The organism is Lysobacter sp. H21R4 (assembly GCF_015277535.1).
Lineage (GTDB): Bacteria > Pseudomonadota > Gammaproteobacteria > Xanthomonadales > Xanthomonadaceae > Novilysobacter > Novilysobacter ciconiae.
Map to the genome: position 1 here is coordinate 1,780,628 of NZ_CP063772.1, position 14,753 is coordinate 1,795,380.

Annotated in this window: 14 protein-coding genes; 2 read left to right on the forward strand and 12 right to left on the reverse strand. The window is 69.1% G+C overall.

Annotated elements, in window-relative coordinates; all coding sequences use genetic code 11:
* Positions 1-19 precede the first annotated feature (19 nt).
* The 12 genes from tpiA to prmB all read right to left on the reverse strand — a co-directional run bounded on the left by tpiA (position 20) and on the right by prmB (position 13,107).
* Positions 20-769: a triose-phosphate isomerase gene (gene tpiA, locus INQ40_RS08120; RefSeq protein WP_194340029.1), complete on the reverse strand. Its 750-nt coding sequence runs from the start codon at positions 767-769 to the stop codon at positions 20-22.
* Positions 770-831: 62 nt separating this feature from the next.
* Positions 832-1,779 (reverse strand): isopenicillin N synthase family oxygenase, encoded by a 948-nt coding sequence (locus INQ40_RS08125; protein ID WP_194340030.1) that lies wholly within the window; start codon positions 1,777-1,779, stop codon positions 832-834.
* Between the two features lie 53 nt (positions 1,780-1,832).
* Positions 1,833-3,191: a phosphoglucosamine mutase gene (gene glmM, locus INQ40_RS08130; protein ID WP_194340031.1), complete on the reverse strand. Its 1,359-nt coding sequence runs from the start codon at positions 3,189-3,191 to the stop codon at positions 1,833-1,835.
* A complete protein-coding gene (gene accD / locus INQ40_RS08135) occupies positions 3,191-4,081 on the reverse strand; it encodes an acetyl-CoA carboxylase, carboxyltransferase subunit beta (RefSeq protein ID WP_194340032.1) in 891 nt (296 codons plus the stop codon). The genes glmM and accD overlap by 1 nt, the downstream gene beginning before the upstream one ends.
* Before the next feature lie 141 nt (positions 4,082-4,222).
* A complete protein-coding gene (gene trpA, locus INQ40_RS08140; protein ID WP_194340033.1) occupies positions 4,223-5,035 on the reverse strand; it encodes a tryptophan synthase subunit alpha in 813 nt (270 codons plus the stop codon).
* Positions 5,032-6,249 carry a tryptophan synthase subunit beta gene (trpB, locus tag INQ40_RS08145; RefSeq protein ID WP_194342487.1) on the reverse strand — a complete coding sequence of 406 codons (1,218 nt, stop codon included), beginning with the start codon at positions 6,247-6,249 and terminating at the stop codon, positions 5,032-5,034. The genes trpA and trpB overlap by 4 nt, the downstream gene beginning before the upstream one ends.
* A gap of 102 nt (positions 6,250-6,351) precedes the next feature.
* Positions 6,352-7,011 (reverse strand): phosphoribosylanthranilate isomerase, encoded by a 660-nt coding sequence (locus tag INQ40_RS08150; protein ID WP_194340034.1) that lies wholly within the window; start codon positions 7,009-7,011, stop codon positions 6,352-6,354.
* A 102-nt stretch (positions 7,012-7,113) separates the two neighbouring features.
* Positions 7,114-7,896, reverse strand: coding sequence for a tRNA pseudouridine(38-40) synthase TruA (gene truA, locus INQ40_RS08155; protein WP_228482189.1), 783 nt, complete (start codon positions 7,894-7,896; stop codon positions 7,114-7,116).
* Positions 7,897-7,992: 96 nt separating this feature from the next.
* Positions 7,993-9,909, reverse strand: a complete 1,917-nt coding sequence (locus INQ40_RS08160; RefSeq protein ID WP_228481964.1) for a FimV/HubP family polar landmark protein — start codon at positions 9,907-9,909, stop codon at positions 7,993-7,995.
* A gap of 67 nt (positions 9,910-9,976) precedes the next feature.
* Complete coding sequence (locus INQ40_RS08165) at positions 9,977-10,996, reverse strand: aspartate-semialdehyde dehydrogenase (RefSeq protein WP_194340037.1); 1,020 nt, start codon at positions 10,994-10,996, stop codon at positions 9,977-9,979.
* Positions 10,997-11,003: 7 nt separating this feature from the next.
* The gene (gene aroC, locus INQ40_RS08170; protein WP_194340038.1) at positions 11,004-12,107 is read right to left on the reverse strand and encodes a chorismate synthase; all 1,104 of its coding nucleotides are present in this window, start codon (positions 12,105-12,107) and stop codon (positions 11,004-11,006) included.
* 52 nt (positions 12,108-12,159) lie between these two features.
* Positions 12,160-13,107: a 50S ribosomal protein L3 N(5)-glutamine methyltransferase gene (gene prmB / locus INQ40_RS08175; protein WP_194340039.1), complete on the reverse strand. Its 948-nt coding sequence runs from the start codon at positions 13,105-13,107 to the stop codon at positions 12,160-12,162.
* A gap of 86 nt (positions 13,108-13,193) precedes the next feature.
* Between prmB and INQ40_RS08180 the strand changes: the two genes are divergently transcribed.
* Positions 13,194-13,841, forward strand: coding sequence for an SCO family protein (locus INQ40_RS08180; RefSeq protein WP_194340040.1), 648 nt, complete (start codon positions 13,194-13,196; stop codon positions 13,839-13,841).
* A 7-nt stretch (positions 13,842-13,848) separates the two neighbouring features.
* Entirely contained in the window at positions 13,849-14,709 is an 861-nt protein-coding gene (gene asd, locus INQ40_RS08185; protein WP_194340041.1) for an archaetidylserine decarboxylase, read from the forward strand.
* Positions 14,710-14,753: the final 44 nt, after the last annotated feature.

Genomic DNA, 14,753 nt, shown 5'->3' on the forward strand with positions numbered 1-14,753 from the left:
GGGCCAGGCCCGGAACAGGTCAGGATGCCAGCGCGGCTGCGATGGCGTTGAAGTCGGCGGCCACCAGGGACGCGCCGCCTACCAGGCCGCCGTCGACATCCGCTTGTGAGAACAGGGCGGCGGCATTGTCGGCCTTTACGCTGCCGCCGTACAGGATCGGAAGCGAGCCAGCGATTCTATCATCCTGCGAAGCGACTCCGCTACGGATGAATGCGTGCACCGACTGCACCTGCTCGGGGCTGGCGGTCTTGCCGGTACCGATCGCCCATACCGGCTCGTAGGCGACGATGGCCCCGTCCAGCGCCTTGGCGCCGTCGACCAGCAATGGCGCCAGTTGCTCCTGCAGGCGCGCCTCGGTCTGGCCGTCCTCGCGCTCCTGCAGGCTTTCGCCCACGCACAGGATGGGAACGATGCCTGCCGCCTTGGCGGCGCGGAACTTGGCGGCAACCAGTTCGCTGGTCTCGTGATGGTACTGGCGGCGCTCGGAATGGCCGACCAGGCAGTAGCCAGCGCCAACATCGGCGAGCATCTGCGCGGAGATCTCGCCGGTGTAGGCGCCGCTCGCATGCTCGCTGACGTCCTGGGCACCAAACTCCAGACCCTTGTCGGCGAAACGGGCAATCAACTCGGCCAGGTACACCGCCGGCGGGATGATGATGCGCTGGACGCCGGGGGCAGCTTCGGCGGCGACCGCATCCAGCAGCTCGGCGGAGAATCGGCGATCCCCGTGCAACTTCCAGTTACCAGCGACAATCCTGCGACGTGCCATGCCTACCCCCGCGTGTGAAAGCCGGGATTCTACCGCACGGCGCCCGGGAGGGGTCCGGACGGCTATTTGAGCTTGATCTCGCGCAGCCGCTCTTCCAGGTATCCCTGCGCGGTGATCGGATCGGGGTACCGGCTCGGGTTGTCGGCGGTCACCGTGCCCGGCAGCACGTCGATCAGGAAGTCGGGGTTTGGATGCAGGAAGAACGGCGTGGAGTAACGCGGCTGGCGCGCCTTCTCACCCTTCGGATTGACCACGCGGTGGGTCGTGGACGGATACACGTGGTTGGTCAGCCGCTGCAGCATGTCGCCGATATTGACCACGATGGTGTCGGCGTCGGCGGTGAAAGGCACCCACTCGCCCGAGCGCGAAAGCACCTCCAGGCCCTCCGCGCTGGCGCCGACCAGCAGGGTGATCAGGTTGATGTCCTCGTGCGCGCCGGCGCGCTCGTTGGGCACTTCAAGGCTGGTGATGGGCGGATAGTGCAAGGGACGCAGGATCGAGTTGCCGCTGTCGATCTTGTCGTCGAACCAGTGCTCGTCCAGGCCGATGTGCAGGGCCAGCGCGCTGAGCACCTTGGCGCCGAGCCGGTCCAGCGACTGATACAGGCCGTAGGCGACCTCGCGGAACTCCGGCAGTTCCTCGGGCCATACGTTGGGGGGCATGGAGTCGGCGTAGCGCGAGTCGCGCGGGATCTCGCGGCCGACGTGCCAGAATTCCTTCAGATCGAAGTGCTGCGCGCCCTTGGCGGTCTCGATGCCAAAGGGGGTGTAACCGCGGGCGCCGCCGCCGCCGGCGACGTGGTACTTCCGCTTGACGTCCTCGGGCAAGGCGAACAGGCGCTGGAAGACGTCGTAGCTGCGGTCGACCTGGGCCTGCCCGATGCCGTGGCCGCGCACGCCGGCGAAACCCCACTGCCGATAGGCGGCGCCCAGTTCGGCCACGAACGCGTCGCGCTGGGCGGGATCGTCGAAGCGGCTGATGTCGAAGATCGGGATACGGGTCGTGCTCATGGCGTCTGCAACCTCATCAAAAGTAGCGGGATCCGGTCGTGGCCGGCTTCGGCCTATTGGGCGGTCTCGCGCACCGCGCCTGCCAGGCGATCCAGGGTCGACTGCATCAGGGCATCGTCATCGGCCTCCACCGTGACGCGGACCACCGGCTCGGTGCCCGACGCGCGCAGGAACGCGCGGCCGCGTCCATGGACGGCCTGCTGGGCTTCAGCCAGGGCGGCCTGCACGGAGGGCATCTCGGCAGGCTTGACGCCGTCGCTGCAGCGCACGTTCACGGTTTTCTGCGGCACGCGGTCCAGGCCGGCCAGCGCCTGCTTCAGGCTGATGCCGCGGCGGCGCAGCACTTCCAGCACCTGCAGCGCACTGACGATGCCGTCGCCGGTGCTGGTGCGGTCCACGCACAGCAGATGGCCGGATGCCTCGCCGCCCAACACGCCGCCATGCTCGACCAGCTTCTGGTGCACGTGCCGGTCGCCGACCCTGGCGCGCAGGAATTCGATTCCACTTTGCTCGAAGGCGCGCTCCAGGCCGTAGTTGGTCATCAGGGTGCCGACCACCGGGCCCTGCAGCCGACCGCTCGCGCGCCAGTCGTTGGCGAGCACGTAGATCAGGTCGTCGCCGTCGTGGACGGTTCCGTCGGCGTCGACGAACATCACCCGGTCGCCGTCGCCGTCAAAGGCGATGCCCAGGTCGGCGCCGGTGCTGCGCACGCGCTCGGCCAATGCCTCCGGATGGGTCGTGCCCACGCCGTCGTTGATGTTGAGGCCGTTGGGATCCACGCCAATCGTGTCCAGCCTGGCGCCCAGCTCGCGCAGCACCAGCGGGCCGAGCTGGTAGGTCGCGCCGTGCGCGCAGTCGAGCACGATGTGCATGCCGCCCAGGTCAAAGCCCTTGGGTACCGAGGTCTTGCAGGCCTCGACATAGCGGCCGATGGCGTCGCGGGTGCGCGCGGTCTTGCCCAGCTCGGCGGACGGCACGGTGCTGAAGGGTTCGTCCAGCGCGGCCTCGATCGCCAGCTCGGTGGCGTCGTCGAGCTTCTCGCCTTCGGCGGAGAAGAACTTGATGCCGTTGTCGTAGTGCGGATTGTGCGAGGCGGAGATCACGATGCCGCCGTCGGCGCGCATGGACCGGGTCAGGTGGGCGACCGCCGGAGTCGGCATCGGACCCATCAGTTGCACGTCCACGCCGGCCGCGACCAGGCCGGCTTCCAGCGCGGCCTCGAACATGTAGTTTGAGATCCGCGTGTCCTTGCCGATGATCACGACAGGCTTGCGCCACGCCCGCCCGGACTCGACCGAGCGCGTGAGCGCGTGGCCGTAGGCATTGCCCAGCCGCAGCAGGAAGTCCGCGGAAATGGCGCCCTCGCCTACCCGCCCGCGGATGCCGTCAGTGCCGAAATAACGACGTCCCATTACCCGTTCTCCCCGGCGTCGTCCGCTGGTTGCGGCTGGCGCATCATCATGGCGAGCAGGTCGGCCAGCCGGTCACGCATCTCGCGGCGGTCGCAGATCTGGTCGATGGCGCCGTGCTCCAACAGGAACTCGCTGCGCTGGAAACCTTCGGGCAAGGTCTCGCGCACGGTCTGCTCGATCACGCGCGGGCCGGCGAAGCCGATAAGCGCCTCGGGCTCGGCGATGTTGATGTCGCCCAGCATCGCCAGCGACGCGGATACGCCGCCGGTCGTGGGGTGGGTCAGCACCGCGATGTAGGGCAGGCCCGCGGCGCGCAGGCGGCCCAGCGCGGCGGAGGTCTTGGCCATCTGCATCAGCGAGAACAGGCTTTCCTGCATGCGCGCGCCGCCGGTGGCGGTGAAGCACACCATTGGGCAGCCTGCCTCGAGCGCCGCCTCGGCGGCCAGGGCAAACCGCTCGCCGACCACCGAGCCCATCGATCCGCCCATGAACGCGAAGTCGAACGCGCACGCCACCAGCGGGCGCTGCTTCAACTCGCCCTTCATGGCGATCAGCGCGTCGCGCTCGCCGGTGGCTTTCTGCGCGGCCTTGATGCGGTCCGAGTAGCGCTTCTGGTCGCGGAACTTGAGCACGTCGGTGGGACCGAGCTCGGCGCCGATTTCCGTCGTGCTGCCGGCGTCCAGCAACGCGGTAAGGCGGGCCCGCGCGCGGATGGCGCGGTGGTGGCTGCACTTGGGGCAGACCTCCAGGTTTTCCTCGAGCTCGGGACGGTAGAGCACCGCGCCGCAGCGGTCGCACTTTTCCCAGAGCCCTTCGGGCACGCTGCGGCGCTTGGCGACGGGCGTCTCGGTCCGGATGCCGGAAGGCATGAGTTTCTTGAGCCAGGACATGCGTTGCGGATTCCCTGTAATTGGTCCGGTGCAATGATCCGGAAGTGTCTGTGTCCGCCCGCGGCCATGCAATGGCAACGGACCGCGCCGGTAGCGCCGGCGAACGCGGCAGTTTACCGCAGGCGTTCGCCGGTCCGTGCCTCAGGCCTGGGGCAGGCGGTCGAGGGCTTCGCGCAGGGGCAACAGAAACGCCGCGGCGTTGCGCGCGGCATCGGCGGGATCCAGCGCGTCGGCCATGGCAGCGACCAGCGCGCTGCCGACCACCACCCCGTCGGCGTGCACGGCCATGGCCGCGGCGCTGGCGGCGTCCTTGATCCCGAAGCCCGCGACGACGGGCACCTTGTCGAGCGCGCGGATCGCGCGCAGGCGCTCGCCGGCGGCGCCGGTGTCCAGATGGTCGCCGCCGGTCACCCCGGCGTAGGTCACGTAGTACAGGTAGCCGCTGGCCAGCGCGAGCAGGCGCTGCATGCGCTCGGTCGAGGTGGTCGGCGCGGCGAGCAGGATCAGCGCCAGGCCGTGGCGGTCGAAGGCCTCGCGGTACTCGACCGCTTCCTCCGGCGGCAGGTCGACCAGCAGCGCACCGTCGATACCGGCGGCAACCGCCTGCTGCGCATAGGCTTCCGGACCGCGGATCTCGACCGGATTGAGGTAGCCCATCAGCACCACCGGGGTGTCCTGGTTGTCCTCGCGGAACTGGCGCACGGTCTCGAACACGTAGTCCATGTCGGCGCCGCGGGCGAGCGCGCGCTCGGAGCTGTGCTGGATGGTGGCGCCATCGGCCATCGGATCCGAGAACGGCACGCCAATCTCGATCACGTCCGCGCCGGCGGCGACCAGGGCGTGCATCACCGGCATCGTTGCCTCCAGCGATGGATCACCGGCGGTGATGAAGGGCACCAGCGCCTTGCGGCCTTGTGCTTTCAGTGCGGCGAAGCGGGCGGCGATGCGGCTCACAGCACCATCCCCTCGCGTTGGGCGATCGTGTGCACGTCCTTGTCGCCGCGACCGGAGAGGTTGCACAGGACGATCGCATCGGCCGGCAACCCTCGTGCAAGCTTCACCGCCTGCGCCACCGCGTGGCTGGACTCCAGCGCCGGCAGGATGCCTTCGGTGCGGATCAACTGGTGGAACGCCGCCAGCGCTTCCTCGTCGGTGATACCCGCGTACTCGGCGCGCCCGGTGTCCTTCAGGAACGCGTGCTCCGGGCCGACGCCCGGGTAGTCCAGACCGGCGGATATCGAATGGGTCTCGATGACCTGGCCATCGTCATCGCACAGCAGGTAGGTGCGGTTGCCGTGCAGGACCCCGGGCCGACCCGCGGCCAGCGAGGCGGCGTGGCGCCCGCTGTCCATGCCCTCGCCCGCCGCTTCGGCGCCGACGATGCGGACCGCCGGATCATTGAGGAAGGCATGGAAGATGCCGATCGCGTTGCTGCCGCCGCCGACGCAGGCGGTCACCGCATCGGGCAGGCGTCCGTATTCAGCGAGCATCTGCGCGCGCGCCTCGCGGCCGACCACCGCGTTGAAGTCGCGCACCATGCGCGGGTACGGGTCCGGGCCGGCCACGGTGCCGATGATGTAGAAGGTGTCGGCGATGTTCGTCACCCAGTCGCGCATCGCCTCGTTCAGGGCATCCTTCAGGGTGGCCGAGCCGCTGGTCACCGGCACCACGCGGGCGCCCAGCAACTGCATGCGGTAGACGTTGATCTTCTGGCGCTCTATGTCGGTCGCGCCCATGTACACCACGCACTCCAGGCCCAGGCGCGCGGCAACCGTGGCGCTGGCGACGCCGTGCTGGCCGGCGCCGGTCTCGGCGATGATCCGGGTCTTGCCCATGCGGCTGGCCAGCAAAGCCTGACCGATGGTGTTGTTGATCTTGTGCGCGCCGGTGTGGTTGAGGTCCTCGCGCTTGAGCAGGATGCGCGCGCCGCCCACTTCCTCGCTCAGGCGGCGGGCGTGGTAGATCGGACTCGGCCGGCCGACGTAATGGGCCAGGTCGTCCTCGAAGGTGGCGATGAACGCCGGATCGACGCGCGCGGCGTCATAGGCGTCGGCCAGCTCCTGCAACGGACCGACCAGGGTCTCGGCAACAAATCGGCCGCCGAAGCGCCCGAAGTGCCCGTTTTCATCGGGGTACGCGTGGTAATCGATGAGGGTATCGGATGGCAATGGGGAAGTCATGACTCGGTTTCACCGGGGGAGGTTTGGCGACCGCGGCAGTTGCCGCGCGCGGTGTCGGGGCCGTATCGGCAGAGCGGTGGGTTGGACGTATCAGTCCAGGACGTGGCAGTCGGCGCGGCGCACCTGTTCGACGAAACGGCGCATCCGGTCGCCGTCCTTCAGCCCCGGCGCACTTTCAATGCCGCTGGAGACATCCACCGCCCAAGGCATCGTGGCGATGATCGCATCGAACACGTTGTCCGCGGTCAGACCGCCGGCGAGCACGAAGGGTTTCTGGACGCCGGCCGGAATGCGCGACCAGTCAAACACCTTGCCGCTGCCGCCGCTGGCGCCGTCGCCGTGGCTGTCGAACAGGAAGCCGGCCGCGCCCGGGTACTGCTGCTGCAGGGCGGCGGGGTGCTGCTGGGCAATGGGACTGCCCATCGCGATCGCCTTGAGGTAGGGCACGCCGAATGCACGGCAGAACCCGTCATCTTCGCTGCCGTGGAACTGGAGCAGACTGGGACGGATCTGGCGCACCACTTCGCGGACTTCCTCGGCGGGGTTGTCGCTGAACAGGGCGACCGAATCCACCATCGGCGACAGCGCCTGGCGCATGGCGCGCGCCTCCGCCGGGGCGATCCGGCGGCTGCTGCCGTGGGCGAACACGAAACCGATCGCGTCGGCGCCCAGCTCGCAGGCAAGCCGCACGTCGCCCGGCCGGGTGAAACCGCAGAACTTGATCCGGGTGCGAAACAGGGTCCGCTTCAAGACAACGTCCTCAACACTTGCTCCTGATGGCCGGACGTTCCGGCCGCTCCGCGCTTGGCGGGCCCATGAATATAGTCCGGAAGCATGCGCGCGTCGCGCCGCTCACAGGGTGACTTCAGCGGGCAGCTGCCAGTGGGCGGGGTAGCGCGGGCCGATGAACACCAGTCCTGCCGAGGGCGCCGTCGGCCCGGCCCGGCTGCGATCGCGCCCGTCCAGCACCTCGCGCAGCCAGCCGGCCGTACGCTCACCCTGCCCCACCAGCAGCAGGCTGCCGACGATATTGCGCACCATGTGGTGGAGGAAGGCGTTCGCCTGGACCTCCACCGTGACCAGGTCGCCCTCGCGCGATACGGCGATGTGGTGCAAGTCCCGGCGCGCGTGCGGCGCCTGGCAGTGCACGGTCCGGAACGCGGAAAAATCATGTTCGCCGAGCAGATCCTGCGCGGCCTGGTGCATCGCGTCGGCATCCAGCGGTTTGCGCACCCAGCTCAGGTACTGGTGCTGCAGGGCAGGCCGGATCGCGCGATTGAGGATGGTGTAGCGGTAACGCCGCGCACGGGCGGAAAACCGGGCGTGGAACTCGTCGGTCGTGGGCACGCACCATTTCACGCACACCGAAGGCGGCAGGTTGCTGGTGGTGCCCAGTACCCAGCCACGCGGGTCACGCTGCGCCGGGCCATCAAAATGCACCACCTGGGTCGCGGCATGCACACCGGCGTCGGTGCGACCGGCGCACACCACGCCAATGCTTCGGCCCGCGACGATGCTGACGGCATGCTCCACCGCTGCCTGCACGGTGGGTTCGCTGCGTCGCCCCGGCTCGTCGCGCCTGTTCAGCCGCTGCCAGCCCGAGAAATTGCCGCCGTCGTACTCCACGCCGAGCACCCAGCGACGCTCTGCCGGCGGGGTCTGCGCGTCCGCGTCAGCCCGCGGGTCGTGCGGGACCGGGTTCGGCAACGTGCCGTTGTCTGTTGGCACCGCTTATCCCAGCTCCCGCAACAGGCGCGTGGCCTGCTGTCGCGCCTCCAGACTGCCGCTGACCTCCAGCTCGCCCAGCAACTGCCGGGCGCTGTCTTCATCGCCCAGGTCGAGGTAGGCACGCGCCAGTTCGAGGCGTTCCATGCCCGGCGCATCGTCGCCACCGAGGGGCGCTGACGGCCGGACTGCCGGCGGGCGAGGCTCGTCATGCGATGCATCGGCAATCGCCGCGGAGGCCGAACGCGGGGGCTCGTCGCCGGCCGCAGTCGCGGCGGCCCCGTGCCACGCGGGGGCCGTAGCAGCAGCGGCCGCGGTCAAATCCGCGTCCTCCGACGTCGGCACGGGCGATTCAGCAAAGGATGGGGATGCTGCTTCCCGGCCCGATGCCACGGCCGGATTTGCGTCGGGGAGATCAGCGGCCGCTGGCTTGCCCATCGGCGCCGCCGGATGCGCCACGTTCGGAGTCAGCACATTGGCTTCCGGATCCGCAGTCGCAGCAGCGCCGACAGCGGAACCGGCAGCAAAACCCGGCGCCGGGGTCGAGGACGCGGGCGCCACCGGCGCCCGGAAGCGCGGCACCGAGTCCACGCGTCGGCGCCACCACCAGACAGCCACGAGTGCCAGCACCAGGAGCGTCCCGCCCACCAGCCATGGCACCGCGGAGCCACCTGCCTCGTTCGCCTGGACGGTCGACTGGGCGGACTGCGCCTGGGCCAATTGCTCCTGCGCGGATGCAAGCTCGGCGTCCTTCATCGCGAGCAGCTTCTGCTGGTCGGACTGGAGTTGCTCGAGGGTATCGATGCGACTCTTGAGGTCGGCCAACTCCGCATCCCGGGCCGCGAGGGTTTCCGTGGTCGTCTGCAATTCCTGTCGCACCATGTCGCCCTCGCCTCCGGCACTGAGGCCTGATTGGGTACCCGCGCGCGTCGCATCACTGGCGCCGGGCGGAACAATTTCCAGTCGCGCACCGTCGGCGGGCGCGACCGCAGGCGCGGCGGCCACGGTATCGCCCGGATCCTGGGAGGCGTCTCCAGCCGCGTCCGCCACCTGCGGCTGCGGAACCGGCTGCGATGCGACCCGCCACGCGCTGGTCTGCTCGCGCACCTGCGCCGCTGCCTGCGCGGCAGTGATCGCGGCGACCTCATCGGCGGCGGGAATCCGCAAGACCGCGCCCTGCTTGAGCATATGGATGTTGCCGCCGATGAACGCTTCCGGATTCGCCTGCAGCAGGGCGATCATCCGCTGCTGCAGGTTGCCGTCCATTTCCAGACCGGCGGCGATCTTCGACAGGTGTTCACCGCTCTGCACCGCGCCGTAGCGGGTCGGTGGTGACGCCGATTGCGCAGGGGTCGGGATGGCGGGCGCCGGATCGTTCGCCGCCACCGGGCGCTCGTCGCCGGCATCGACATCGGCGGTCGCGGACGGCCGGGTTTGCTCCACCACCGCGTCGCGGACAATCGCATTGCTCGGCGCCTGGGTCGGCGCCTGGATGGACGGCTGCGCCGACGCAGCCAGCGTGCGCGGCGCGTCCATCAGCGTGGAGTATTCGCGAACCAGCCGGCCCTGGCCCCAGTCGACCTCGACCAGGAAGCTCAGCAGTGGCTGTTCAATCGGCGCCACGCTGGTCACCCGTATCACCGGTCGACCCGCATCGTTGAGCGCCGGCGTGAACTGCAGGTCCGCAACCGCGCCCTGCGGAAGATCCAGACCGATGCGGGCGAACGTCTCCGGCGAAGCGAGGCCGGCGCGCAGGCCTTCCAGCTCGGAGGGATCGCTGGACACGATCATGATCTCGGCCAGCAGCGGCTCGCCCAGCTTCGACTTCAACTGGATCTGGCCCAGTCCCAGCGCCGCCGCGGCCCCACTGGCAAGCATCAGGACCAGCGCCAGCGCGGCGCGCATCAATGGATTCACAGGCACCCCCTCGATTCCCCTGCCGGGGACTCTAACGGCGCAGGCAGCGCGCAGCAATGCGCGCGCGGGAACGTCATTGAAGCTCCGCCACGACCAGTTCGGCCAGCTGTACCGCGTTCAGGGCCGCGCCCTTGCGGATGTTGTCAGCCACCACCCACAGCGACAGGCCACGCGGATGAGAAATGTCCTCGCGGATGCGGCCAACATAGACCGGGTCATTGCCCGAGGCATGGGTCACCGCGGTCGGATAGCCGCCATCGATGTGCTCATCGACCACTTCCAGCCCCGGCTGCGCCCGCAACAGTTCGCGTGCTTCTTCGGCGGTGAGCTTGTCCCTGGTCTCGATGTGCACGGCCTCGGAGTGGCCGTAGAAGACCGGCACGCGGACCACCGTGGCGTTCACCCCGATGCGGTCATCGCCAAGGATCCGGCGCGTCTCCCAGACCAGCTTCATCTCCTCGGTGGTGTAGCCGTTGTCGGTGAAGTCGCCGCCGTGGGGGATCACGTTGAACGCAATCTGGACCGGATAGACGTTGGACTCGACGCTGCGGAAATTGAGCATGTCGGCAGTCTGCTTGCCGAGCTCGTCCATCGCGGCGCGGCCGGTGCCCGATACGGACTGGTAGGTGGCGATGTTGATCCGCTCGATGGTCGCGCGGCGGTGGATCGGCGCCAGCGCCACCATCAGCTGCATCGTGGAGCAGTTCGGGTTGGCGATGATGCCGCGCGGGCGCTGGCGCAACGCTTCGGGATTGACCTCGGCGACGACCAGCGGCACGTCCGCATCGCCACGGAATTCGGAGGAGTTGTCGATAACGACGGCTCCGGCCGCGGCGAATTTTGCAGCGTACTCGCGCGACACGCTGCTGCCGGCCGCAAACAGGGCGATGTCCACGCCGCCGGGATCGAACCCGGCGATATCGCGCACCACGAGCTTGCGCGCGCCGTACTCGAGCTTTTCACCCGCCGAGCGCTCGCTGGCCAGCAGGTGCAGTTCTCCGATGGGGAACTGGCGTTCGGCGAGGATCGCCAGAAGGGTTTCGCCGACCGCGCCGGTGGCACCGACGATCGCGACGTTGACGGGCTTGCTCATGACAGGGCTATCCGGGAATTGCTGTGGGGGTGGGGAGGGCTGGCGCCTCGACATCACCGCATTGGGCGCGGTGCCGCAGCGCCTGATCCATCAGGACCGCGGCCACCATCGCCTCGCAGATCGGCGTCGCGCGGATGCCGACGCAGGGATCGTGGCGACCGGTGGTGACCACTTCAACGGTGTTGCCATGGATGTCCAGGCTGTCGACCGGCAGGCGCAGGCTGGAGGTCGGCTTGAAGGCGACCGAGCAGGTGACCCGCTGGCCACTGCTGATGCCGCCCAGGATGCCGCCGGCATGGTTGGACGCGAAACCATCCGGACCCAGCCCGTCGCGATGCTCGCTGCCCTTCTGGGTGACGGCGCCGAAACCGGCACCAACCTCCACGCCCTTGACCGCGTTGATGCTCATCAGCGCACCGGCGAGTTCGCCGTCCAGCTTGCCGTAGACCGGCTCGCCCCAGCCGGGCGGAACGCCGTCGGCCCAGACATCCACGCGTGCGCCCACCGAGTCGCCGGACTTGCGCAGCGCGTCCATGTACGCCTCCAGCTGCGGGACCTGGGCCGCGTCGGGCCAGAAGAACGGGTTGTCCTCGACCACCGACAGGTCGATCGAGGCCGGGCGGATATCGCCGAGCTGGGAGAGGAAGCCCTGGATGCGGATACCATGGCGCTGCGCCAGCCACTTCCTGGCGATCACCCCGGCGGCGACGCGCATCGTGGTTTCGCGCGCGCTCGAGCGCCCGCCGCCACGCGGGTCGCGGATGCCGTACTTGTGCCAGTAGGTGTAGTCGGCGTGCCCCGGCCGGAACTGCTCGGCAATCTTCACGTAGTCGCGGCTGCGCGCGTCGGTATTGCGGATCAGCAGGGCGATCGGAGTGCCGGTGGTGCGGCCCTCGTAAACGCCGGAAAGGATCTCGACCTCGTCGCTCTCGTGGCGCGCCGAGGTGTGCCGCGACTTGCCGGTCGCGCGGCGCTCAAGGTCGTGGCGGAAGTCCGCCGCATCGATCTGCAGGCCCGGAGGACAGCCATCCACCACGCAGCCGATCGCCGGCCCGTGGCTCTCGCCGAAGGTGGTTACCGCAAACAGCTTTCCGTACGTGTTGCTGGCCAAATTGGTGCCTCCACGGGGCGACGGCCGGGCCGGGGCCGCACCCGGTACTGATTCAGCCGCGAGCGTCGGCCAGGTCTTTGATCCTCGCATGATGGGCGACCAGATCGGCGCGCTCGGCGACGAAGATCCCCATCTGGCCCACCTTGAACTCCACCCACGCCAGTGGCAGCTCGGGCAGCAGCTCGACCAGCGCGCGTTCCGCCTCGCCAACCTCGCAGATCAGCAGGCCATCGGTCGACAGGTGCTCCGGCGCGTCGCGCAGGATCTTCAGGGCCAGGTCCAGGCCATCCTCGCCGGCGCGCAGGCCGAGCTCGGGCTCGTGGGCGTATTCGGCCGGCAGCGCATCGGTCTCGTCGTGGGTGACGTAAGGCGGATTGGTCACGATCAGGTCGTAGACCTCGCCCTGCAGATCGTTGAACAGGTCGGATTTGCGCAGGCGCACGTTGTCGGCCAGCAGGCGCTGCTGGTTCTCCGCCGCCAGCGCCAGCGCGTCGTCGTCGATGTCCACGCCGTCGACCTGCCAGTGCGGGTGGTAGTGGGCTGTGGCGATGGCGATGCAGCCCGAGCCGGTGCACAGATCGAGGACGCGGCTGACCTCGCGCCCGCCCAGCCACGGCTCGAAACCGGCTTCGATCAGCTCGGCGATCGGCGAACGCGGCACCAGCGCACGCGGATCGGACTTGAAGCTCAGCCCGGCGAACCAGGCCTCACCGGTCAGGTAGGCGGCCGGGATGCGCTCGTTGATGCGGCGCTCCAGCAAGCCCATCACGCGCTGCTTCTCATCGGCGGTGACGCGCGAGGCGCCATAGACCGGACTGAGGTCATGCGGCATCGACAGGGCGTGCAGGACCAGCTGGGTCGCCTCGTCCAGCGCGTTGTCGTAGCTGTGGCCGAAGGCCAGGCCGGACTCGGCCAGGCGGCTGCCGCCGAAACGGATCAGGTCGATGATCGAGATCTGCTCGAACTGGGCGGAGCCTAAATCGGCGCGGTCGACGGTCATGGCGGCAGGCTCTGCGGAAGACCGGCGATTATAGCGGCAGCGGGCGGCTATCATGGCCGCTGATCCGCTCCACCACCAGGCTGTCCATGTTCAACCGCAGCACCCTCGTCATCCTGTTCATCGCCCTGGCCGCTGGGCTCGGACTGCTCGCGTCGAAGCATTTTTTCGGCCAGTCGGCGCCATCGGCGTGGCCGCAGACGAGCGCGGTCAAGCTGTTCGACCCGCCGCGGCCGTTGCCGGACTTCAGCCTGCGCCAGTCCGACGGCACCCAGCTGGTCCCGGGCGAGCTCAACGGGCACTGGACGCTGGTGTTCCTGGGGTTCACCCACTGCCCCGACATCTGCCCGCTGACGCTCTCGCAGATGGCCCAGGCGCAGCAGCAGTGGGAATCGATTCCCGACGCGGTGCGTCCGCGCGTGCTGTTCGTCTCGGTAGACCCGGAGCGCGACACGCCTGACCGCATCGGGGAGTATGCCCACGCCTTCCACAAGGACACCCTGGCGGCGACGGCGGACATTCCCTCGCTGGAGCGGTTCGCCCGTTCGCTGAGCCTGGTGTTCGCCAAGGCGCCGCCGGAAGACGGCGCACCGGCGGACCAGTATTCGGTCGACCACAGCGCGACGATGGCCGTGCTGGATCCGCAGGGCCGCATGTCCGGCGTGGTCCAGCAGCCCTTCGACCCGGCCGCGCTTGCCGCCGACCTTGCCGCATTGACCGCCGCCAGCGCGCCCTGAGAGTCCCATGAGCCTCACCACCCGACTCACCTATGTGCTGCCGCACCGGCTGCTCTCGTCGATGGCGCGCCGCCTCGCCTACTCCGACAACCCGCGCCTGCGCGCCTGGCTGATCGACACGGTCACGCAGCGTTTCGGCGTTGACCTGTCGGAGGCGGCGAAGTCCGATCCGGCCGACTACCCGACCTTCAATGCCTTCTTTACCCGGGCGCTGAAACCCGGCGCGCGCGTTGCCGACCCGGACCCGCGCGTGCTGGTGATGCCGGCGGACGGACGCGTCAGCCAATGCGGCGCGATCACCGCCGATGCCGATGGCAGCGGCCGGATCTTCCAGGCGAAGGGCCAGTCGTTCACCACCGCCGAACTGCTGGGCGATGCCCACGCGGCGCGCGCATTCGACCAAGGAATCTTCGCCACGGTGTATCTGTCGCCACGCGACTACCACCGCGTGCACATGCCCTGGACGGGGCGCCTGCGCGAGACGGTGCATGTGCCGGGCCGTCTCTTCAGCGTCGGCCCGGCGGCCGTGCAGCACGTGCCACGGCTGTTTGCCCGCAACGAGCGCCTGGTGTGCCACTTCGATACCGATTTCGGCCCGATGGCGGTGGTGATGGTCGGCGCGCTGCTGGTCTCGGGCGTGGAGACCGTCTGGAGCGGCGAGGAAATCCCGGCCTACGGCACGACCACCACGGTCAAGGACTACCGGGGCGATGACATCACGGTGGAGCGCTTCGAGGAGATGGCCCGCTTCAACTACGGCTCGACCGTGATCGTGCTGCTGCCCGCGGGCGTGGCCGACCTCGCGCCCAGCCTGGGCCCGGAGGCGCCGGTCAAGCTGGGTCAGGCCCTGGCCACCCTGCGACGCTGACTGTGCGGCCCGGCGAACCGGGCCTGCGCGGCCTTACCTGATCG

Coding starts and splice junctions, on each gene's coding strand:
- prmB (WP_194340039.1), bottom strand. CDS start 13,107: ATGACCGTCGACCGCGCCGATTTAGGCTCCGCCCAGTTCGAGCAGATC.
- accD (WP_194340032.1), bottom strand. CDS start 4,081: ATGTCCTGGCTCAAGAAACTCATGCCTTCCGGCATCCGGACCGAGACG.
- INQ40_RS08125 (WP_194340030.1), bottom strand. CDS start 1,779: ATGAGCACGACCCGTATCCCGATCTTCGACATCAGCCGCTTCGACGAT.
- glmM (WP_194340031.1), bottom strand. CDS start 3,191: ATGGGACGTCGTTATTTCGGCACTGACGGCATCCGCGGGCGGGTAGGC.
- INQ40_RS08165 (WP_194340037.1), bottom strand. CDS start 10,996: ATGAGCAAGCCCGTCAACGTCGCGATCGTCGGTGCCACCGGCGCGGTC.
- INQ40_RS08180 (WP_194340040.1), top strand. CDS start 13,194: ATGTTCAACCGCAGCACCCTCGTCATCCTGTTCATCGCCCTGGCCGCT.
- tpiA (WP_194340029.1), bottom strand. CDS start 769: ATGGCACGTCGCAGGATTGTCGCTGGTAACTGGAAGTTGCACGGGGAT.
- asd (WP_194340041.1), top strand. CDS start 13,849: ATGAGCCTCACCACCCGACTCACCTATGTGCTGCCGCACCGGCTGCTC.